General features: G+C 65.2%; 15 protein-coding genes. 10 read left to right on the top strand and 5 right to left on the bottom strand.

Going from position 1 to position 21,082, the window contains the following annotated elements; all coding sequences use genetic code 11:
• Positions 1-18 precede the first annotated feature (18 nt).
• Together H9K76_RS18225 and H9K76_RS18220 are read right to left on the bottom strand one after the other, a co-directional pair.
• Positions 19-2,133: a ligand-gated channel protein gene (locus H9K76_RS18225; RefSeq protein WP_246475122.1), complete on the bottom strand. Its 2,115-nt coding sequence runs from the start codon at positions 2,131-2,133 to the stop codon at positions 19-21.
• 214 nt (positions 2,134-2,347) lie between these two features.
• Positions 2,348-3,268 (bottom strand): LysR family transcriptional regulator, encoded by a 921-nt coding sequence (locus tag H9K76_RS18220; protein ID WP_187596721.1) that lies wholly within the window; start codon positions 3,266-3,268, stop codon positions 2,348-2,350.
• A gap of 137 nt (positions 3,269-3,405) precedes the next feature.
• Here H9K76_RS18220 and H9K76_RS18215 point away from each other — a divergent pair, with 137 nt between their 5' ends.
• The 5 genes from H9K76_RS18215 (at position 3,406) to ggt (ending at position 11,454) form a co-directional block, all read left to right on the top strand.
• Entirely contained in the window at positions 3,406-4,791 is a 1,386-nt protein-coding gene (locus H9K76_RS18215) for an MFS transporter (RefSeq protein WP_187596720.1), read from the top strand.
• A 53-nt stretch (positions 4,792-4,844) separates the two neighbouring features.
• The gene (locus H9K76_RS18210) at positions 4,845-6,110 is read left to right on the top strand and encodes a metal-dependent hydrolase family protein (protein ID WP_187596719.1); all 1,266 of its coding nucleotides are present in this window, start codon (positions 4,845-4,847) and stop codon (positions 6,108-6,110) included.
• Positions 6,111-6,624: 514 nt separating this feature from the next.
• Positions 6,625-8,046, top strand: a complete 1,422-nt coding sequence (locus H9K76_RS18205; RefSeq protein WP_187596718.1) for a basic amino acid/polyamine antiporter — start codon at positions 6,625-6,627, stop codon at positions 8,044-8,046.
• A gap of 39 nt (positions 8,047-8,085) precedes the next feature.
• A complete protein-coding gene (locus tag H9K76_RS18200; protein ID WP_187596717.1) occupies positions 8,086-9,330 on the top strand; it encodes an arginine deiminase in 1,245 nt (414 codons plus the stop codon).
• 156 nt (positions 9,331-9,486) lie between these two features.
• Positions 9,487-11,454 (top strand): gamma-glutamyltransferase, encoded by a 1,968-nt coding sequence (ggt, locus tag H9K76_RS18195; protein ID WP_187596716.1) that lies wholly within the window; start codon positions 9,487-9,489, stop codon positions 11,452-11,454.
• Positions 11,455-11,559: 105 nt separating this feature from the next.
• Here ggt and H9K76_RS18190 read toward each other — a convergent pair whose 3' ends face one another.
• Positions 11,560-11,772 carry a hypothetical protein gene (locus tag H9K76_RS18190; RefSeq protein ID WP_246475121.1) on the bottom strand — a complete coding sequence of 71 codons (213 nt, stop codon included), beginning with the start codon at positions 11,770-11,772 and terminating at the stop codon, positions 11,560-11,562.
• Positions 11,773-12,125: 353 nt separating this feature from the next.
• On the opposite strand from H9K76_RS18190, the gene H9K76_RS18185 reads away from it, so the two are divergent.
• The 4 genes from H9K76_RS18185 to H9K76_RS18170 all read left to right on the top strand — a co-directional run bounded on the left by H9K76_RS18185 (position 12,126) and on the right by H9K76_RS18170 (position 17,334).
• A complete protein-coding gene (locus tag H9K76_RS18185) occupies positions 12,126-13,166 on the top strand; it encodes an MBL fold metallo-hydrolase (protein WP_187596715.1) in 1,041 nt (346 codons plus the stop codon).
• A 126-nt stretch (positions 13,167-13,292) separates the two neighbouring features.
• Positions 13,293-14,468, top strand: a complete 1,176-nt coding sequence (locus H9K76_RS18180) for a hypothetical protein (RefSeq protein ID WP_187596714.1) — start codon at positions 13,293-13,295, stop codon at positions 14,466-14,468.
• A gap of 224 nt (positions 14,469-14,692) precedes the next feature.
• A complete protein-coding gene (locus H9K76_RS18175) occupies positions 14,693-16,246 on the top strand; it encodes an inorganic phosphate transporter (protein ID WP_223196314.1) in 1,554 nt (517 codons plus the stop codon).
• Positions 16,247-16,287: 41 nt separating this feature from the next.
• The gene (locus H9K76_RS18170; RefSeq protein ID WP_187596712.1) at positions 16,288-17,334 is read left to right on the top strand and encodes a transporter; all 1,047 of its coding nucleotides are present in this window, start codon (positions 16,288-16,290) and stop codon (positions 17,332-17,334) included.
• A 39-nt stretch (positions 17,335-17,373) separates the two neighbouring features.
• On the opposite strand, the gene bla is transcribed toward H9K76_RS18170, so the two are convergent.
• Entirely contained in the window at positions 17,374-18,261 is an 888-nt protein-coding gene (bla, locus tag H9K76_RS18165) for a class A beta-lactamase (protein ID WP_187596711.1), read from the bottom strand.
• Between the two features lie 134 nt (positions 18,262-18,395).
• Here bla and H9K76_RS18160 point away from each other — a divergent pair, with 134 nt between their 5' ends.
• The gene (locus tag H9K76_RS18160; RefSeq protein ID WP_187596710.1) at positions 18,396-20,090 is read left to right on the top strand and encodes a hypothetical protein; all 1,695 of its coding nucleotides are present in this window, start codon (positions 18,396-18,398) and stop codon (positions 20,088-20,090) included.
• A gap of 8 nt (positions 20,091-20,098) precedes the next feature.
• On the opposite strand, the gene H9K76_RS18155 is transcribed toward H9K76_RS18160, so the two are convergent.
• The gene (locus tag H9K76_RS18155; RefSeq protein WP_187596709.1) at positions 20,099-21,082 is read right to left on the bottom strand and encodes an amino acid ABC transporter substrate-binding protein; all 984 of its coding nucleotides are present in this window, start codon (positions 21,080-21,082) and stop codon (positions 20,099-20,101) included.

The raw sequence follows: 21,082 nt of genomic DNA, 5'->3' as shown, positions 1-21,082 counted from the left end.
ATCGCCAGCACCTCGGCGTCAGAAGCCGACCGTCATGCTGAGCCAGTAGCGGCGTCCGTCATACACCGTGCCGTAGCCGGTGTAGTCGACCTGCTTGTCGAACAGGTTGTAGATGCCGGCGCCGATCTTCACGTTCTTCGAATAGGTGTAGTTCAGGCCCAGGTCCACGAAGGTGAATGCGGGGGTACCGGCAGCCATGCTGGTGCGGCTCAGGTAGTCCGACGTGCGGCTGCGGAAGTTCACGCGCGTCCACGCGCCGAGCTGTTCGGTGGCCTGCCAGTCCAGCGTGCCGTTGAGCATGTGGCGTGGCATCTGGTTGAGTGGCTGGCCCGAGAATGCGCCGCTCTTCTGCTTCGACTGCGTGAAGGTGTAGTTGGCAGCGAGGCGCAGGCCCTGCTGGAGGGTCCAGGTCGTGGTGGCCTCGATACCGCGCATGTTGGCCTTGTCCACGTTGATGCGGTCGCTGATGAATTTGTAGGCCGTGCCGTGGATGCTGCAGTTGCCCGTCACGATCTTCTGGCCCCGGCCTGCGGTGTCAGCGCAGGTCCGCACCTCGGTGATCTTGTCCTTGAAGTCGGTGTTGAAGAACGTGAGGCTGGCGCTCAGGTCCGCATGGTTGTCCCAGATGATTCCGATTTCCTGGCTCGTGCTTTTCTCGGGCTTGAGCGCCGGATTGCCGCGGATGATGGCGGGGTCACCGCCCCCGCCGGTGATCTGGCCCCAGTCCGCCACGGCCGCGCGCAGCGATGGTGCCTTGAAGCCCGTGGAGATGCCGCCCTTGACGCTCAGGTGCTCGCTGGCATGCCACACGCCATACAGGCGTGGAGTCCAGTCGGTGCCGTAGTTCTCGTCGCGGTTCATGCGCAGCCCGGCGGTCAGTGCGAACGCATCCGTCATGCGCCATTCGTTCTCGGCGAACAGCGCCCATTGATAGCGTTCGAGGTGGCTGATCGGATTGGCCACGCGCAACTGGTTGCCCTGGTCCGACAGGCTTTCCTTGCGATAGGAAAGCCCTGCCGTCGTCAGGTTGCGCGCGCCCAGGGGCATGGTGATCTGGCTGCTGAGCTCGGTGTTCTTCAGGTGCATCTGGCGCGAGGGATTGTCGAACTCCTCGTGCTGGACATGGGTGCTCGAAGTGCCGAGACTCCAGCGCCCGGTGTGCGAGAGCGCGACATGGTTGCGCGCATAGCTGGCATCGGTGGGTGAGCGGCTGGCCGATCTGCCCACCGTGGACAGGCGGTCCTGCAGCATGCGGCCGGCCTCCAGGACGATGTCGTGGTCCTTGTTCGGCGTCAGGCTCAGCTTCGCGGTGCCCGCATTGGTGGCCTGGTGGTTGAAGCCGTTGATGATGCGGTCTTCCTGGCGCCTCGACGTCTGTCCGTGGATCTGCAGGCCGAGCACGTCGCTGCGGATGGGGCCGGCCAGGTAGAAGTTGGACTGGAGGATGTCTCCAGACTTCGAGGACTCCTGCCGTGTGGTCTCGGCGCGCACGGTGCCGGTCCATGCCTGCGGCACCTTGCGCGTGATGATGTTGACCACGCCGCCCATTGCATCCGACCCATACAGCGAGGACATGGGCCCGCGGATGACCTCGATGCGCTCGATCGCCTCCAGTGGCGGCAGCCAGCCCTGCTCGATGCCGGGGCCGTCGCTGTTGGGCCGCGTTTCGCGCGATCCCGTGCGGCGGCCGTCCACCAGCAGCATGGTGTAGCCCGACGCCATGCCGCGGATGCTGATGTCGCTCGTGCTGCCGCCGCCCGTGATGACGACACCGGGCACGTCCCTGAGCGCATCGGTCACATCGCGGTAGCTGCGCTTTTCGAGTTCGGAGCGCGGGATCACGGTGATGGAGGCCGGGGCATCTTCCAGTGCCTGCTCATAGCCCGATGCCGTCACGACGACGGCATCGAGGGCCTTGGCCTCGGCTGCGGTGGTCGTACTTGTGGGATCTTGCGCCTGCGCATGCACAGCGAGGGCGCTGCCCATCAGGCCGGTCAGGCACAGGGCATGGGCCAGGCGGGTTCTTCGGGACGCGCGGGTGTGTTGGGGGAACGGGAAGAAGGGGACGGCACGGGTGGCGCAGAGGGAAGAAATAGTGGAAAGAGGGCGTGAGAGCCGGGATGATGTCGACATGGATGATCTGCTTTGGCAGCCTGGAGTGGAAAAGCAAGCCATCGTGGGAACGCGTTGATTGTAATTTGAGAATGATTCTTATTTAAATTTGTGTAAAGTTGCAAATAGAAATTTCAGATACCGCATGGCATGCCGTGGAATCATTTGCCGCGAATGGCGATGTGGCCTATATGCGCGTCCAGGCGCGCGCGATGATCGCGAAGGCGAGCGGGGTTCAGTTTCCCGGGCTGAGCAGCTGGAGGAGCAGGCCTTTGAACCACTGGTGCCGGGCGGAGGCTTCATGGCGCTGGTGCCAGACCATTTCCACCACGCGCGCAGGCGCCTCGATCGGCAGCGGCCTGCAGACGATGCCGGGCGTGGGTGGCGATGCGGGCAGATCGGACCAGGGCAGCACGGCGATCAGGTCGGTCTGCCGCAGGACCTCGTAGGCGACGAGATAGTGGTTGACGGTGGCGCCCAGCCGGCGGCTCGCACCCAGGCTGCTCAGGAACATGTCATAGGCCGGCACGCTCTTTCCGGGCAGGCTGACGTCGATGTGCAGGGCGTCGAGGAAATCCTGCATCGGCGGAATGCGGTGGTGCGCCAGCGGATGGCCCTCGCGCATGAAGCACATCATGCGCAGGGACCAGAGGCGCCGGGAGAGCAGATTGCGAGGCCGCGAAATCTCTTCGTTGTTCACGCCGACCACGAAGTCCGCCTGGCTTGTCTCGAGCAGTTCGTAGAAATCCACCAGCGAGTTGCTCAGCGTCTGCAGCCGGGTATGCGGCGCATCCAGCGCGAGTGCACTGATCAGAGGCGGGCTGACGACCGCGCTGACGAAATCGGACATCGCGATGCTGAGCTCGCCGTGGTCGGTGCGTGCATCGAACACCTCGCCGTCCACTGATTCGCGTATCAGCTGCAGGGACGGTGCAATGCGGTTCCACAGCTCATGCGCCTGCAATGTGGGGCGCACGCCGCCGCTGGTGCGCACGAACAGCGGATCGTGGAAGGTGTCGCGCAGGCGCTTGAGTGCGTTGCTCACGCTGGGCTGTGTCAGGGCCAGCTTGTCGGCCGCGCGGCTCACGCTGCCCTCGGTCATCAATGCCTCGAACACCTTGAGCAGGTTCAGATCGGTGGTGCGGTAGCGTGCCATGCGTGATATTCATTGAATCAATATAGAAGATCATTACATCAAATTTGCCAATAAGGGACCATCTCCCTAGCATTGCTCGCGGTTCCCCAGGAGTTTGGCAAGAACTCCCAAAACAACTCATAAAGAGAGACTGATCCATGACCATGCTGTCCGCGCGCATCGAGCGCATTCCGTACTCCGGCTTCCACTGGAAGCTTCTGCTGATGGGCGGCTTTGGCTATGCCTTCGACGCGATGGACGCCGCGATGGTGTCCTTCGTGCTCCCCGTGCTCAAGACCGAGTGGAATCTCTCCAGCGTGCAACTCGGCGTTCTGGCCAGCGCCAACTTCATCGGCTACTTCTTTGGTGCGCTTCTGTCAGGCACCTTGGGCGATCTGATCGGGAGAAAGCGGATCATGATGTCCGCGCTGGTCATCTACTGCATTGCCTCCCTGGCCAGTGCCTTGGTGAACAGCTGGGAGCATTTCCTCGCGTTCCGCATCTTCGCGGGTGCGGGAGCAGGGGCGGAGAGCGTGATCATCGCGCCGTATCTCTCCGAATTCGTGGCGCGCAGGTACCGCGGGGCATTCACGGGGGCGCTGGCCGGTTTCTTCTCCTTTGGCTTCGTGGCTGCCGCGCTGCTCAGTTACCTGATCGTTCCCGCTTTCGAAGAAGGGTGGCGCTATGTGCTGCTCATCACGGCGACTCCTGTGGTGATGTTGCTGTGGTGGCGTCGCTCGCTGCCCGAGTCGCCGCGCTGGCTGGAAAGCCAGGGCCGCAACGAGGAGGCCGAAGCCATCGTTGCCCGCATGGAGTCCGAGGCCCTGCGGCGCGGCATCAGCCTGCCGGCGCCTGCGCAGGAGGACATCGACGCGCCGGCGCCCAGCAAGGAGCGCGGCGGGCTCGTCAAGAACTACGGCGTGCTGCTGGGAGCGAAGCTGCGCCGCATCACCTTCATGACCTGGGCGATGTGGCTGTCGATCACGTTCGCCTACTACTCGTTCTTCACATGGATCCCCAGCCTGCTGGTGCAGAACGGAATGACCATCACCAAGAGCTTCGGCTATTCGCTCGTGATGTTCATCGCACAGGTGCCGGGGTATTTCTCGGCAGCGTGGCTGAACGAGCGCATCGGCCGCCGCGCCACCATCGTCTCCTACATGCTGTGCGGCGGCGCGTGCGCGCTCGGCATGGCGTTCACGCAGACCGACATGCAGATCATGGTGGCGGGCGTGCTGTTGTCGTTCTTCATGAATGGGGTATATGCGGGCGTCTATGCCTACACGCCCGAAGTGTTTCCAACGCAGGTGCGCACCACCGGTGCGGGGCTGGCCTCCGCCATCGGCCGCCTGGGAGGCATCGCGGCTCCGATCCTGGTCGGTTATGTCTATCCGGCCTTCGGCTTCGCGGGCGTGTTCGGCATGACCACGGCCGTATTGCTGCTGGGCTCGGCCGCGGTGCTGGTCTTCGGCGTGCGCACCAAGGGCCGCTCGCTGGAGGAGATCACGGCCGGTGAGGTTTCCCACGGCCAGGGTGCGCACTGAGATCCCCAGCCTTCCTATCAACACAATACAACGCAACGCAAGGAGCCATTCCCGTGAACACCCCCCATCCTTCCCACGTCGTCGTCATTCGCAACGCCAACCTGCTCGATCCGCTGAAGTCCGAGCTGCAGGGGCGCCATGACATCCTCATCGAGAACGGCGAGATCAGCCGGGTGAGCCGCGAGGCCATCGATGCACCCGGATCTGCCCTGGTCATCGACGCGGGTGGCAGGACCGTGATGCCGGGACTGATCGACCTGCACGTGCATGTCATCGCCACGCAGTTGAACCTGTCGGCCCAGGTGAGCATGCCCAACGTGCTGATCACGCTGCGCAGCGTGCCCATCATGGAAGCCATGTTGCGCCGAGGCTTCACCACCGTGCGCGACGCGGGCGGGGCGGGGGATGCCTTCAAGCAGTCGATGGATGCGGGGCTGGTCAAGGGGCCGCGCCTGTTCGTGTCGGGACGCGCGCTGAGCCAGACGGGAGGCCATGGCGACATGCGGGCCCGCTCGGACTTCATCGGCCTGGATGCGCCATGCCCCTGCTGCGCCCGCGTGGGTGCCCTCGCGCGCGTGGTAGACGGCGTGGACGCGCTGCGCAAGGCGGTGCGCGAAGAACTGCAGATGGGCGCGGACCAGATCAAGGTGATGGCCTCGGGCGGCGTGGCATCGCCCACCGATCCGGTGGGTGCCTGGGGCTACAGCGAGGACGAACTGTGTGCCGTGGTGCATGAAGCCAGGGCGCGCGGCACCTATGTGCTGGCGCATGCCTACATGCCTGACGCGATCATGCGTGCGGTGCGCTGCGGCGTGCGCACCATCGAGCACGGCAATCTTGTCGATGACGAGGCCGCCGCCGTGATGGCCGAGCATGGCGCCTATGCCGTGCCTACCCTGGTGACCTACGATGCGCTGGCCAGCGAAGGCGCCGATCTGGGCTTGCCCCAGGCGAGCGTGGAGAAGGTGGCGAACGTGCGCGAGGAAGGACTGAAGTCGCTGTCCATCTTCAAGAAGGCGGGCGTGAAGATGGGTTTCGGAACGGACCTGCTTGGCGAGTCGCATCGCCTGCAAAGCGACGAATTCCGCCTGCGCACGCAGGTGCTGAGCAACCAGGAAGTGATTGCCAGCGCAACGGTTATCGGCGCAGAAATCCTGAATCAGCAGGGGCGCCTCGGCCGTCTGCAGCCCGGAGCCTGGGCCGACCTGCTGATCGTCGATGGCAACCCGCTCGAGGACGTCGGTTGCCTGCTGGGCCAGGGAGAGCATATTCCGCTGGTGATGAAGCAGGGCGTGGTGCAGTTCAACGCGCTGGACTGACCTCCGGATTTCTCCTGTCGCACTGGCCACGGCTTTTGCCGTGGCCTTTTTTTATGTGCTCACGATATTTGCAGGCGTTCGAATGGTCTTGAATATGACAGGGGAGGTTTTATGAATAAATATGATTTATTTTGAGCTTCCAGGATGGAGATTATCGAATTGCAAATGATTTCAAGAGCTTGTCGGCGCGACCGCTGAGTAGGGAGAGGAGGGGTTGGGCGTTGCTGAAGGAATCTGCGTGAGTTTATCGACTGATATGTCGTTTTACTCAATATGGCTACGCTGATTCATATTAAGACAAGTTATTGTTTTTGTTTGTTTTTACTGCCAATCTTCGTTTCGGTGGCGTGGATTTGATAGGTGATTTTTTCTTCCATTGAATCCCTGGCATCGAGTGGTTGGCGGTGTTTGATGGATATTCGCGGTTCCGTGTGAATATCGAATGGAGTAGTGCCTCGTGGTGCATCCTGTCGAATTTCCGCTCCTTGCAATGGATGGGGAATGGAGGGCGGGAATGGCGCAGGATGTCGAAAGAAAACTGGGCTTGCCGGCGCTGATCGGCATGGTTGTGGGATCGATGGTGGGCGCCGGGATCTTTTCCCTGCCGCGCACGTTTGGTGGTGCAACCGGCGTTGCCGGAGCGGTCATTGCCTGGGCGATCGCGGGCGGCGGCATGTATGCCCTCGCGCGGGTGTTCCAGATCCTTGCCGAGCGAAAACCGGATCTCGATGCCGGTGTGTTCGCCTACGCGAAGGCGGGGTTTGGCGACTACGCGGGCTTTCTCGCCGCCTTCGGCTACTGGATCGGCAGCTGCATCGGCAACGTGTCGTACTGGGTGCTGATCAAGTCCACGCTGGGCGCATTCTTTCCCTTCTTCGGCGACGGCAACACGGTCGCTGCGATCGCGACCGCGTCCGTCGGTATCTGGGCATTCCACTTCCTGATCCTCAAGGGCGTGCAGCAGGCGGCGTTCATCAACGCGGTGGTGACGGTGGCCAAGGTCATTCCCATCGTGCTGTTCATCCTCATCCTGCTGCTGGCTTTCAAGGCCGACCTGTTCCGCGCGAACCTGTGGGGCTCCTTCAGCCACGCGGGGCTGTTCGAGCAGGTGCGACGCACCATGCTCGTCACCGTGTTCGTCTTCATCGGCATCGAAGGCGCGAGCGTGTATTCGCGCCATGCCCAGAGGCGGTCGCATGTAGGCGCTGCCACGCTGATCGGCTTCACGTCGGTGCTGATGCTGATGGTGCTGGTCTCGCTGCTGCCTTATGCGGTGATGACGCAGGCAGACATCGCCGGGCTGCGCCAGCCCTCGATGGCCGGGGTGCTTGCGCATGTGGTGGGGCCATGGGGCGCGGTGTTCGTCAGCGTCGGCCTGCTGATCTCGGTGCTGGGCGCGTATCTCGCCTGGTCGCTGATCTGTGCGGAGGTGCTGTTCGCGGCATCGCGCAACAACGACATGCCCGCCGTCTTTTCAAGGATGAACCGCAACGGCGTGCCTTCCACCGCGCTGTGGGTCAGCAACGGCGTCGTGCAGCTGTTCGTGATCAGTACCTACTGGTCGAGCGATGCATTCGCTCTGATGCTCAACCTCACCAGCGTGATGTCGCTGGTGCCCTATCTGCTGGTGGCGGGCTATGGCTTCACGCTGGCGCGGCGCGGAGGCGCTCACTCGCCCGCCGAAACACGCCGCCGCGACCTGACGCTGGCCGGCATCGCCGTGGTCTACACGGGCTTCATGGTGCTGGCGGGCGGCACCAAATACATGCTGCTGTCGGCCCTGCTCTACGCGCCGGGTACCGCGCTGTATTTCTGGGCTCGCGCCGAGCAGGGGCGGCGCGTCTTCCGCCGCTGGGAGCTGTGGTTGTTTGCCGCCGCCTGCGCGGGCTGTTTCGCCGCCGTGGTGGGACTGGGACGCGGCTGGCTGGTGATCTGAGCGTTTCCCCTTGATCGATGAACCAACGAGGAGCATGACATGAACGAGAGCCATACCGCCCTGGGCGTGCATTCGGAAGTAGGCCACCTGCGCAAGGTGATGGTGTGTGCGCCGGGCAAGGCGCACGACCGGCTGACACCGAGCAACTGCGATGCACTGCTCTTCGACGACGTGATGTGGGTGGACAACGCCAGGCGCGACCACTTCGACTTCGTCACCAAGATGCGCCAGCGCGGCGTCGAGGTGGTGGAGATGCACAACCTGCTGGCCGAGACCGTGAGCATTCCGCAGGCGCGGCAATGGATCCTCGACCACCAGGTGGTTGCCAACCAGATGGGCGTGGGCCTGCTGGACGAGGTGCGCGATTACCTCGACGGCATGGCATCGCGCCATCTTGCCGAGACGCTGATCGGCGGGCTGTCCACCGATGAGTTTCCCGAGCATATCGGCGGCGGGCAGCTGGCGCTGATCCGGGAAGCCGCTGGCGTGACCGAGTATCTGCTGCCGCCCTTGCCCAACATGCTCTACACGCGCGACACCACTTCCTGGATCTACGGCGGCGTGACGCTCAATGCGCTGTACTGGCCCGCACGGCACGAAGAGACCATCCTGACCACCGCGATCTACCGGTTCCATCCCGACTTTGCGGGCAAGGTGAAGGTTTGGTGGGGTGATCCGCGCGTGGATCACGGCCTGGCCACGCTCGAGGGCGGCGACGTGATGCCCATCGGCAACCGCACGCTGCTGATCGGCATGAGCGAGCGCACCTCGCGCCCGGCGATCAGCCAGCTGGCGGCAGTGCTGTTCGATCACGGCGTGGTGGACCGTGTCATCGTTGCCGCCATGCCGAGGCTGCGCGCGGCCATGCACCTGGATACCGTGTTCACCTTCGCCGATCGCGACTGCGTGCTGGTGTACCCGGATATCGTGAACGGCATACAGGCGTTCTCATATCGCCCCGGCGCGAAGCCCGGGGAGCTCGACTTGCGCAAGGACGAGGGCCCGCTGGTCGACGTGGTGGCCGAGGCGCTCGGCATCGCGAAGATGCGCGTGGTGGAGACGGGCGGCAATGCCTACATGCGCGAGCGCACGCAATGGGACAGCGGAGCCAACCTGGTCTGCCTGTCGCCGGGCGTGGTGATGGCCTATGACCGCAACGTGTACACCAACACGCTGCTGCGCAAGGCCGGCATCGAAGTCGTCACCATCGTCGGCGCGGAGCTGGGGCGCGGGCGAGGCGGCGGGCACTGCATGACCTGCCCGATCATCCGTGATCCGGCCTGACCTGCAAGGGGGCCGCGGCGGTGTGCCGGGGCCTGCTGGTTGCGGGTAACTCCTCTTGTTTGTCCACGCGCATTTGCTGGTATGGTGGGAAAGGGAATGGCGTTTACCATGTGATCGCCAGGATCTAACAATCAGGACAACAAAGGAACAACAGACATGCAGATGCGAAGATTCTGGCCCCTGGCCCCCGTTTCGGCGGCCATCTTTCTGGCAAGTTGCGGCGGCAGCTTTCACGACAATGGTTTCGAGGAAACCCGCATCATCGACAAGAACCCGGCCAGCTGCACGGTATTGAGCAGCAGCGGCGGCTCGGTGGTGGTGGGCTCGGGCGTTGCAGGCGACCCGGCGGCGCCCGAGGCGGCTTCCGGCTACCGGCTCGGAATGAAGGCCAAGACATCGAACAGCTACATGGCGGTTGCCAACACGCCGCTGGCCAGCAAGGCGGGTTGCGAGATCCTCAAGGCCGGCGGCACGGCCGTCGATGCGGCGGTCGCGATGCAGGCCGTGCTGGGGCTGGTGGAGCCCCAGTCGAGCACGGTGGCGGGCAGCGCGTTCATGATCTACTACGACGCAGCCACCAAGAAGGTCGTGGCCTATGACGGACGCGAGGCGGCTCCCGCCGCCGCCACGGGCTACTATCTTTCGCGGCAGGACCAGGCGGACTCCGCCTCGCCTGCTCCCGTGCCTTCGGCGCGCCGCAGCGGCCGCTCGATCGGCGTGCCGGGCGTGATGCGCATGCTGGAGATGGCGCAGAAGGAACACGGCAAGCTGCCGTGGAAGGGGTTGTTCGACGACGGCATCAAGCTGGCCAACGACGGCTTCAAGGTGCCCGGCCGCCTGGGCGCCGCCATCGCGAGCAACGCATCGAGCCTGGCGCTCGATGCGAACGCCATGGCCACCTATTTCCACGCCGATGGCAAGCCCTACGCCACCGGCGAGACCATGACCAACAAGGCCTACGCGAGCACGCTGCGCACCATGGCCGACTATGGCGCGGATGCGCTCTACACCGGAGACATTGCCCGTGCCATCGTTGCCAAGGCCGGCCAGACGGTGGGTGACGATGCGGCCAAGACCCCCATCACGCCCAGCCTGATGACCGTGGCCGACTTGGCCAACTACAAGGCCAAGAAGCGCGAGCCGGTCTGCGTGAACTACCGTGGCGCCTACCATGTCTGCACGATGTCGCCGCCATCGTCGGGCGGTATCGCGATCGCGCAGTCGCTGGGCATCCTGGGACAGTTCGACATGTCGCAGTATCCGCCGACCAATCCCCAGAACGAGGGCGGCGTGCCCAGCGTGATGGGGGCGCACCTGCTGACCGAGGCCGAGCGTCTCGCGTACGCGGACCGCGACAAGTATGTGGCCGACACCGATTTCATTCCGCTGCCCGGCAATGGCGTGTCCACCATGCTGAATGCGGACTACCTCAAGCAGCGCGCGAGCCTCATCAATCCCGACAAGAGCATGGGCACGGCGCAGGCCGGCGATCTCGGCTCCGTGCCGCTGGGCGTGGACAAGACGGTCGAGCATGGCACGACCCACCTGTCGGTGGTCGACGCCTACGGCAACGTGGTGTCGATGACCACCACGGTGGAGGCCAGCATGGGTTCGTTCCACATGGTCGGCGGTTTCCTGCTCACCAACCAGCTCACCGACTTCTCCGCCAATCCCGTCGATGCGAGCGGCACGCCGGTGGCCAACCGCGTCGCACCGGGCAAGCGTCCGCGCAGCACGATGGCTCCCACGCTGGTGTTCAAGGGCGACAAGCCGGGCGATTTCGTCATGGCCACGGGTTCGCCCGGCGGTGGCGCGATCATCCAGTACGTGATGAAGACCGTCGTCGGCGCGCTGGACTGGGGACTCGATGCCCAGCAGGCGACGTCGCTGGTGAACATCGGTGCATCCAACAGCCCGACCACGGGTGTGGATGGCTCGAACACGTCGCTGGACACCTCGGCCCTGGTCGAAGGACTCAAGGCCAGGGGACACACCGTCAGCACCTCCGCGCAGTCGAGCGGGGTCGCGACCATCATGCGGGTGACCAAGGATGGGAAGCCCGTGCTGCAGGGCGGGGCCGATCCGCGGCGCGAAGGCATCGTGCTGGGTGACGGCGCGCTGTAAGAAGAAGGGTTCGTGAAAGCAAAAGCGCCTGTCATTGCGACAGGCGCTTTTTTCGTTGGAGGCTCCTGATGTTGTCCGGGACAGGGCACCCCGCCCCGCCGGAAGCTACTCCAGCACCTGGCGGCAGATGTTCTGCCCGGTGGTTGTGAGTTGCAGACTGCCGCCCATCCACTCCAGCCAGTGCAATGACACCAGATCATCGATGACCGTTTCATCGACCTCGTTGGCGCGCCGTTTCTGCAGCAGCGCTGCCACGCCGGGCAGTTCGCCGCGCAGTTCTTCCCGCCGCGCATGCGGGATGGGGGACACCTGGTTCATACGATCCCTTCTTTCATGCAGTCTCGAAAAAGCAGCGTACACCCGGGATGGGGTGGGCGCGTGAGGGGAGGAACCCCAAGTCATCAGGCCATTCACCTGTCCGTTCGGTCCGGCATGGTGCCATGTTCGCATAAATCGGTTGAACGGCCTTCATCTCGAATCCAACAAGCGTGAAACCATGCGTTTCCACCCCGCAGATTAACTGATGCGGATGATGGGCCGATGTCAGGCGCAACCAGGGTCCTTCGGGGAGCGGGGCGGGCGTGAAGGGCCGCAGTCGCGTACGTGTCGCGCATGAAACAGATGGGGGTGCGAGAATCTTTCGCACCCCCACGCACTCTTTCACCGACACCATGCCGCAAGAGAACATCACCTATCCCATCGAGGCCCCGGAGCCGGGCCACTGGCGCGAAGTGGCGCAGGGCGTCTACTGGGTGCGCCTGCCCATGCCGCTGGCGCTCAACCACATCAATGTCTGGCTGATCGAGGATGGTGATGGCTTCGCGCTCGTAGACACGGGCATGCGCACCGAGCAGACCGTGGAGATATGGAACGCGCTGCTCGGGGCGCCGCCGTTCGACAGGCCGCTCACGCGTGTTTTCGTCACCCACATGCACCCCGATCACGTCGGCATGGCGGGCTGGCTCACGCGGCGCTTCAAGGTCAGGCTGTGGATGTCGCGGCTTGAATACCTCACCTGCCGGGTGATGCTCTCGGACATGAGCCGCGAAGCGCCGCCGGATGCGCTCGAGTACTTCCATGAAGCCGGCTGGCCCGATGCGGCCATGGAGAAGTACCGCACACGCTTCGGCGCCTTCGGAAAGATGATCTATGCGCTGCCCGACAGCTTTCATCGTCTCGCGCATGGGCAGAGGATCCGCATCGGAGCGAGCGACTGGCAGGTGGTGATCGGACGCGGGCATTCGCCGGAGCATGCATGCCTGTACAACGAGGACAAGAAGCTGCTGATCTCGGGCGATCAGGTGCTGCCCAGAATCTCGTCCAACGTGTCGGTCCATCCCATCGAGCCTGCCGCGAACCCGATGCGCGACTGGATGGAGTCGCTGGACTGGATCGAGCAGAACATTCCCGACGACGTGCTGGTCATGCCGGCGCACGATGGGTGCTTCCGCGGCCTGCATGCGCGCGTGCAGCATCTGCGCGAGAGCCAGGAGCGTTCGTTCGAGCGGCTGCGCGCGGCGCTGGCGGAGGGCCCCCGGCGCGTCACCGATGTCTTTCCCGCACTGTTCTCGCGGCCCATCGATCCGAGCTCATCGCACTACCATCTCGCGACCGGCGAGGCGCAATCCTGCATGAACTATCTGCTGGAGCGCGGTGAGATCACGCGCGCGCTGCAGGACGGCGTGGCGTGGTATCGGCTGGCTGGTGAGTGAACGGGGGGGGGCCGGCATGGGGCGAGCCGGCAGGGGCCGAACTTGCCTTGGGTTATAAACCGGGCATGTTCGACTCGTCGCTCCCTTACCTCACGGGCTGGGGGAGTGCTGGCAGGGGATCCCATCTTGAGCGTGCAATTTCTCGTGATTTCCGGTGGTGAGCTGTGGCTGCATGGCCCCGATGGCGCATCCACCCAGATCGTTTCGCCCTTCGCCACGGAGATGCTCCAGCGCGAAACGGACAGGCAGCGCACCACCTCGTGGAAGCATGCCGAGCGCGAGGGCGGCCAGGGCCTGATCGGGCCCGCATTGTGGGGGCGCGGCGATGGCAATGCGAGCCTGACACCCCCGCGCTTTCACCATGTGTGCAGGGCAGGCGATCCGCGCACCATCTACTATGTGCTGAGCGTGGGGCGCACGATCGGGCTGTTCCGATACCACCTGGACGAGCAGCGCGAGATCCGGCTCTTTCATCGTCAGCAGACCCAGATCCTGGGCCTGGCCTATCTGCCTCAGACCCGGCATGTCGTGATGGCGGCGATGCACGGCGACGGCACGGCGCACCTCGATGTGTATGACGAGGAGGGCACGCACAAGGGCTCCATCACGCACGGAGACAGCATCGATGCGGCACCCGCCGCCATGCCGGGGGCGGAGGCCACCGTGGTCTATCAATCCTGGGGCCTCGCGCGCAATGCCGACTCCGGCGCGGTGGTCGGGATCGGGCACTCGGCCGTGCACTGGGTGGACTACCGGGCCGGCGAGATGGACAGCCTGATCGACGATGCCGCCTGGGATCACGTCGCGCCGCGCATCTCGGCGGACCGCGTGCTCTACGCCATCCGCAGGCCCGCCGACAAGCCGTTGCACGAGAAGGCGGGCGGTGCCGCGAAGGACGCGCTGCTGATGCCGCTGCGGCTCGGCAAGGCGGTGTTTGGCTATCTCAACGTGTTCTCCATGCTGTATGGCAAGGAGCCGCTGCGCTCGGCCGGCGGCCCGCGTGCCCCGCAGCTCGACCAGGACCTGGGATCGCTGTGGCTGCACGGTCGGCGCATCGAGCTCTCGAAGGTGCGCAACGATCCCGAGTACGCGGGCAATCTGGTGCCGGGGTCGTGGAAACTCGTGGCGCAGGCCGGTCGCCACGCTGCTGCGCAGGAAATCGCCAGCCACGTCGCACAGTTCGATGTGCTGGACGACGGGTCGCTGCTTTATTCCAACGGTTACGACATCTGGCACTGGCGCGGCGGCGAGGCCCGCAAGCTGGCGCGGCGCGAGCTGGTCGAGGGCCTGCTGGGACTTTGAGCCCTGGATCGTGGGGCGGGTGACACGCCATCGACTTGGCTTTGTCATCAAATCATCACGGACGGTCGCAATCATGATGTTCATTGCGCCTTGGGCGCCGATTGGATAAATGCATCATGGAAACCATTGCCACCCATTCCCGTGGGGTTCAGGCTACGTCCTCTCTCTCGTCATCCCCTGCCGCGCCTCAGGGGCACCGTCCCAATCTGCAAGGCAGGCCGGGCATGGCGTCGATCGTGCTGTTCGTGGGGCTGCTGGCGATGGGGCTGGCCTATGCGGCCTACAGCCTTTCCAGCGACGTGACGGCCGCGGGCATCGGCACGGTGACCTATGTCTCGTTCATCCTGCTTGGCGTGGCGCTGCTGATCGCACTGGGCTTCGAGTTCGTCAACGGCTTTCACGACACGGCCAATGCGGTGGCCACGGTGATCTACACGCACTCCATGCCGCCCGGCGTGGCGGTGGTGTGGTCGGGCTTCTTCAACTTCCTGGGCGTGCTGCTCTCGAGCGGGGTCGTGGCCTTCGGCATCATTTCGTTGCTGCCGGTGGAACTGATCCTGCAGGTGGGCTCCGGGGCGGGCTTCGCGATGGTGTTCGCATTGCTGATCGCCGCCATTGCCTGGAACCTGGGTACATGGTGGCTCGGGCTGCCGGCTTCCTCGTCGCACACGCTGGTGGGGTCGATCATCGGCGTGGGAATCGCGAACGCGCTGATGCATGGCCGCGACGGAACGAGTGGTGTCGACTGGGCGCAGGCCGCATCGGTGGGCAAGGCGCTGCTGATCTCGCCGATCGTCGGGTTCGTCTGTGCGGCTCTGCTGCTGCTGGCAATGAAGGCATTGATCCGCAACCGGGCGCTGTATGAAGCGCCCAGCAGCGATGCACCGCCGCCGCTGTGGATCCGCTGCCTGCTGATCTTCACCTGCACCGGCGTGTCGTTTGCGCACGGATCCAATGATGGGCAGAAGGGCATGGGCCTGATCATGCTGATCCTCGTGGGCACCGTGCCGATGGCCTACGCCCTGAACCGCGCGATGCCCGAGGCCCACATGCAGCAGTTCGTGGTGACGGCGCAGACCACGCAGGCACAGCTCATGAAGCGCACGGCGCTCGTTGCTCCCGCATCGGACAAGGAGGCCCGCGAGGAAGTGGCCGAGTTCATCCGCACCAGGACGCCGGTGCCCGAGGTGGTTCCCGCGCTGGCCACGCTTGCGGGCAGCATCGGCAGGCAGGTGCAGGACCATGGATCGCTTGCCAGGGTGCCCGCGGCCGCCGTGGCCAACGTGCGCAACGACATGTACCTCGCGTCCGAGGCGATCCGCGTGATCCAGAAGAACGGGAACCTGCCGCAGCTCGCTGACGGTGATGCGCAGAAGCAGCTCAAGGCCTTCAAGGGCGAGCTCGACGATGCGACCAAGTTCATCCCGCTGTGGGTGAAGGTGAGCGTGGCGATTGCCCTGGGCCTGGGCACCATGGTGGGCTGGAAGCGCATCGTCGTGACCGTGGGCGAGAAGATCGGCAAGACGCACCTGACCTATGCACAGGGCGCATCGGCGGAGCTCGTGGCCATGGCCACCATCGGCGCGGCCGATGTCTATGGCATGCCGGTTTCCACGACCCACGTGCTTTCCTCGGGCGTGGCCGGCACCATGGCGGCCAATCGCTCGGGTCTGCAGATGTCCACCTTGCGCAACCTGTTGCTCGCGTGGGTGCTGACGCTGCCCGCGGCCATGCTGTTGTCGGGCAGCCTGTACTGGCTGCTGTCGCATGTGTTCTGAGCGGATGCGGACGAACTTTCCTCGCGGGTGCCGATGCGCACATGACTGACACCCTTGCCGCCCAGGCGCTCACAGCCGCAGATGCCGGACTCATCTGCGGCTGGCGCTTTTTCACCGATGCCAGCGAGCCCGCAGAGGTCGTGAACGCGCTGTCGGCGGCCGAATGGCTGCAGCGGCACAGTGCGGGTGATGCATCGCCGCGCGATTTTCTCTGGTTGCACTTCAATCTCTCCAATGCGCTGTCCCTGCGCTGGCTCGAACGCCATGCGGACCTGCCGGACGAGTTCTATGCCGCACTCCGGGAGGGCGTGACGGCCACGCGCCTGGAGCGCTCGGACGATGCGCTCGTGGCCGTGCTCAATGATGTGAACTTCGAATTCAACTACGAGTCCGCCGACATTGCCACGCTGTGGATCTGCGTGAACGAGCGGCTCGTGGTCACGGCGCGCACCAGACCCCTGCGCTCCGTGGACGACCTGCGCGCCGCAGTGCGCCAGGGCGACAGCCCCGCCAGCACAGCGGAATTGCTGGAGCACCTGATGCGCACGCAGGCCGATGTGCTCGTCAAGGTGGTGCGCGAGACCACGGCACGCGTGGACCATATCGAGGACGCCATCATCGCGCAGCGCTACCACCATCATCGTTCGCAGCTGGGCAGCCTGCGCCGCCTGCTGGTGCGCCTGCAGCGACTGCTTGCGCCGGAGCCCGCGGCGCTCTTCCGTCTGCTGCAGCGCCCCCCTGCGTGGATGAGCGAGGACGACCGTCAGGGCCTTGCATCGGCCAGCGAGGAGTTTTCGCTGATGCTGCGCGACATGCAGACGCTGCAGGACCGGATCAAGCTGCTGCAGGAGGAAGTGGCCGCAGCCGTGAACGAGGACAACAACAAGAGCCTGTTCGTGCTGACGGTGGTGACCGTGCTGGCCCTTCCGATCAATATTCTCGCGGGGTTGTTCGGTATGAATGTGGGAGGCATTCCGCTGGCGGAGCATGCGCATGGCTTCTGGATCGTCGTATCCCTGGTCTTCACTTTCACCGTCATCGCCGCATGGGCCGCCTTCTGGCGCAAGCGCCGCGATACCCGTCGCTAGAACGAAGCCTGCTCCGGCCGGCGGGCTTCACGCCATGCTTCAGCGGCGGGCCTCGAAGACGCTGTGCGCGACCCGGGCGATGGCGCCCTCGCGTACCGGCATGTCCGCGGAGGACGCGGTCAGGTAGGCCACCGCGACCACGGGGGGCCTGCCGGGAGGCCAGTAGATGCCCACGTCGTTGGTGGAGCCGCGGCCGCCGGTGCCGGTCTTGCTGCCCACACGCCATCCGCCGGGCAGGCCGCTGGCAAGCCGGTTGCGGTTGGTGGTGGTGGCCTGCATCCATTGCGCGAGCTGTGCACGGCTTGAGGTACTGAGCAGCTCGCCCAGCACCAGAGTCTTCAGCAACTGCGCCATGGCGCGCGGGCTGGTGGTGTCGCGCGGGTCGCCGGGGGTGGCTTCGTTGAGTTCCGTCTCCCAGCGGTCGAGGCGTGTCACATCGTCGCCCGCCATGCGTGCAAAGGCAGTCAGGCCCTGTGGCCCGCCAAGCGTATTGAGGATCAGGTTGGCTGCGGCGTTGTCGCTCTGGGTGATGGTGGCGTGGCACAGCTCGCCCATGGTCATGCCATCCTTGCCGGCGTGCGGCTCGGTCAGTGGCGAGTGGCTCACGAGGACATCGCGGCCATAGGTCACGCGGCGGTCGAGTCGCTCCTCGTTGCGGTCGACGCGATGCAGCACATGTGCTGCGGCAAGCCACTTGAAGGTGCTGCACATCGGGAAGCGTTCATCCAGGCGATGGCCCTGCAGGGATCCGGTCGCCGTGTCGAGCACGGCAATGCCCATGCGGCCGCGAGCGGATCTTTCGATCTCCTCGAAGGAGGGCAGGGCCTGCGCATCGGCGGAACGGGACCGCGCGGCCGTGGGAATGAGGGCAGCGGCGCAGGCCGATAGCGCGGTGAGCGAGAAATGGCGGCGATGGAGCAGGTGCATGGTGATGGGGTGAATGAAGGAAATGAGGTGGGTGATGTCGATGTGATCGTGAATGTGATCACGGCCGCCATGGTGCCTGCCGGCCGCGTCTTCGTAAAATGCAGATTCATAACATTCATAACTTGGAACTCACCATGCCATTGCCGGGTGCCGGCGAGAAGCCGCCCATCGTCGTCGAGCTGCAATCTCCATGGCACATGGGCGAGCGGCCCGCCTCGCGCGTTGCCAACCTGATGCTGCTGGCCATGGCCGTGGCACGGCGTTCCGCGGGCGCAGAGGTTGCCGTGCCCGTGGCCGGACTGGCATGTGCCGCGCCGCCGGGCAATGCCTTCGCGATGGCGGTCAGCCGCGCGTTCGCGCACTTCGATCGTGCCGGACTCGTTGTCGGCTGGGGTGAGGATCCGCTGCAGCCCGTGTCCAGCCTGCCTCGCCGCGGCCGCGTGCACGGGCCGTTCTGGCTTGCGCAGGGCCAGCTGGCGCGATTGCGCTTCCACTACGAAGGCAGGACGCTGACCGCGCGCCAGCAGCGTGCGCTGTGGAGCCAATGCGCGGGCGCGGCGCAAGGGCCGGCAGCCGAGCCGCGGGGGGACGCGCGGCGGCTGGAGGCCGGGCTTGAAACCTGGGTGCGGCTGCTGGTGCTGCGCCAGGCCGCGGAAGAAGGGCGGCTGCCGCTTGCGGAGGTGGTCGGCGCCTTCGAGGGCGTGCTGGACCCCGCCCACTCCTCCGACGACGATCTCTCCCGCCTGTGGGCGCTTCATCTGCAGGCGCGGTATGCACGCCTTGCACGCCAGACGGATGTTTCGCGCGGACTCTACGCCAGGCTGCTCGCACGCTGCCGCGCAAGCGCGCGCCGTGCGCAGGTGCCGCGGCAGGAGCGTGTGCGCATCCCGGTACTGCAGGCCATGGCCGAGATAGGCATCGCGTGGTGCGATCACCAGGACAATCGCAGCGCCATCGCGCTGCGCCGCCTGCAGCGCATGCGTGCGCAGTTCGACGGAGATGCTGCCGCGTCGCCGCCGCTGCGCCTGAGCTCGCGCCTGGCCGCCGAGTATTTCAACCTGCGCGCGCTGGCCCGGCGTTCCGTGATGCTGTCGGATGACGGGGCGCCATCCCGTGCCGAAGATGCGGCGCAGGTGCTGAACGACATGCAGCTCGCGCTGCTCTGCGCTGTCGAGACCGATTCACTCACCCTCATGGAGGCCGTGGCCTCGAATCTCGGCTACACGCTGTGGCTGCTGGGCCCGGCGCTCGATGAGCGCCTGGGGCGCGATGCGGGCCGCCTGCTCGCGATCCGCTGGATCCTGGCCGGAGAGGCGCTGTGCAGGCGCCACGGCCTCGGCTCGGGCTCGTACTGGAACATCATCTACATCTGCCGTGTCGCGCGCGGAGCGCTCAGCCAGACGCATGACGGATCGTTTGGCGAAGGGCGCCAGCACGAGGGCGATCCGGTGCGGTTCTGGCGAGCGCGCGTGTGGCCCCTGGCCGACCTGCGCGCACAGCTTCAGTCCCCTTCGCCGGAAGCTGCGGGCAGCGCATTGGCCGACAGGCAGCTCCAGTCGCTGTGCGATCTGCTGCTGCCTCCCTCATTGCCCGACTGGCTCACGCTCACGGGGCGCATGCTGGCGGCGGTGCAGCAGGAGGGCGACGCGGTGTCTCCGGTGCAGCTCGGCGCGGCCATGCTGGAGCATCTCTGGCAACTGGCATTGCATGGACATGGCCTTGCGCCGCTGCGGCAGCAATTGCGGGCGCTGATGCCGCAGCTCACGGGCGCCCAGCGGCGCTATGTCCGCGAGGAACTGCGCCGCCTGTCGTACCTGTCCTGCGACTGAGTCGGCTGCTACTCGGTCTGGGTGGCCGCAAGGCTCTCGAGGATCACTTCCAGCTGCGGGCTCATCGGCAGGTTCAGCGTCTGACCACCGGGCAGTTTCTTCAGGAACCAGCGCTGGTACTGGCGTTCGATCTCGCCGTCGGATGCGAGCGCCTGGAAGGCCTCCGTCACCAGCCGGGAGAGCTGTGCATCGTCCTTGCGGAACATCACGCCATACGGGTCATACGAGAGAAAGTCGCCCACCACCTGGTATTGGCCCCTGCCGCCGGGCGTCTGGGCGATGAGGCCGTAGAGCAGCACGTCGTCGGTGGCGAACGCATCGACCTTGCCGCTCGTCACCTGCGCAAAGGACTCCGCATGGTCGCGCATGGGCAGGATCTTCAGGTCGAGCTTGAAGCGGTCCGAGAGATCATGCAGGGTCTTCTCGTTCGTGGTGCCAGAGGTCACCGCCACGCGCTTGCCGGCGAGCTGGCGGTAGTCACGCACCGGCGAACCCTTGCGCACCAGCAGCTTTGTGCCTGCGACAAAGTAGGTGGGCGAGAAGGCCACCGTCTTCTGGCGTTCGCGGTTGCTGGTGGTGGATCCGCATTCGAGGTCGGCCTGTTCCGAGACGATGGCGTCCATGCGCGTGGCCGATGTCACCGGCACCCACTGGATGGCGAGCGGCCTGTGCACGGCGGCCGACATGGCCTGGACGATGCCTTTGCACAGTTCGATCGCATAGCCGATGGGCTGGCGCTGCGCGTCGAGGTAGGAGAACGGCACCGAGCTTTCGCGGTAGGCGATCGCCACGCGGCCGCTCGCATGCACCTTGGCGAGCGTGCCGCTCAGCTGGGTGGGAGCGGAGACCACGCTGCTCCAGCGGATGCTGGAGAGGGGCGGTTCCTGAGCGGCGGGCTGTTCCTGCGCCGCCGCGGTGCCGATGCAAAGCACGGCATAGGTGGCAACAGTGGCGAAGGTGGCAAGCCGTTGAAGAGCGGGGCGGCGACTCAT

Origin of the sequence: Diaphorobacter ruginosibacter (assembly GCF_014395975.1) — a bacterium.
Classification (GTDB): Bacteria; Pseudomonadota; Gammaproteobacteria; order Burkholderiales; family Burkholderiaceae_C; genus Diaphorobacter_A; species Diaphorobacter_A ruginosibacter.
This window is presented reverse-complemented; position numbering and strand designations above follow the sequence as displayed.

What these genes read in the sequence shown, in the direction of transcription:
- H9K76_RS18185 (WP_187596715.1), top strand. Translation starts at nt 12,126, where the DNA reads ATGCCGCAAGAGAACATCACCTATCCCATCGAGGCCCCGGAGCCGGGC.
- H9K76_RS18175 (WP_223196314.1), top strand. Translation starts at nt 14,693, where the DNA reads ATGGCGTCGATCGTGCTGTTCGTGGGGCTGCTGGCGATGGGGCTGGCC.
- H9K76_RS18205 (WP_187596718.1), top strand. Translation starts at nt 6,625, where the DNA reads ATGGCGCAGGATGTCGAAAGAAAACTGGGCTTGCCGGCGCTGATCGGC.
- H9K76_RS18225 (WP_246475122.1), bottom strand. Translation starts at nt 2,133, where the DNA reads ATGTCGACATCATCCCGGCTCTCACGCCCTCTTTCCACTATTTCTTCC.
- ggt (WP_187596716.1), top strand. Translation starts at nt 9,487, where the DNA reads ATGCAGATGCGAAGATTCTGGCCCCTGGCCCCCGTTTCGGCGGCCATC.
- H9K76_RS18170 (WP_187596712.1), top strand. Translation starts at nt 16,288, where the DNA reads ATGACTGACACCCTTGCCGCCCAGGCGCTCACAGCCGCAGATGCCGGA.
- H9K76_RS18215 (WP_187596720.1), top strand. Translation starts at nt 3,406, where the DNA reads ATGACCATGCTGTCCGCGCGCATCGAGCGCATTCCGTACTCCGGCTTC.
- H9K76_RS18200 (WP_187596717.1), top strand. Translation starts at nt 8,086, where the DNA reads ATGAACGAGAGCCATACCGCCCTGGGCGTGCATTCGGAAGTAGGCCAC.
- H9K76_RS18190 (WP_246475121.1), bottom strand. Translation starts at nt 11,772, where the DNA reads ATGAACCAGGTGTCCCCCATCCCGCATGCGCGGCGGGAAGAACTGCGC.
- H9K76_RS18160 (WP_187596710.1), top strand. Translation starts at nt 18,396, where the DNA reads ATGCCATTGCCGGGTGCCGGCGAGAAGCCGCCCATCGTCGTCGAGCTG.
- H9K76_RS18220 (WP_187596721.1), bottom strand. Translation starts at nt 3,268, where the DNA reads ATGGCACGCTACCGCACCACCGATCTGAACCTGCTCAAGGTGTTCGAG.
- H9K76_RS18155 (WP_187596709.1), bottom strand. Translation starts at nt 21,082, where the DNA reads ATGAGTCGCCGCCCCGCTCTTCAACGGCTTGCCACCTTCGCCACTGTT.
- bla (WP_187596711.1), bottom strand. Translation starts at nt 18,261, where the DNA reads ATGCACCTGCTCCATCGCCGCCATTTCTCGCTCACCGCGCTATCGGCC.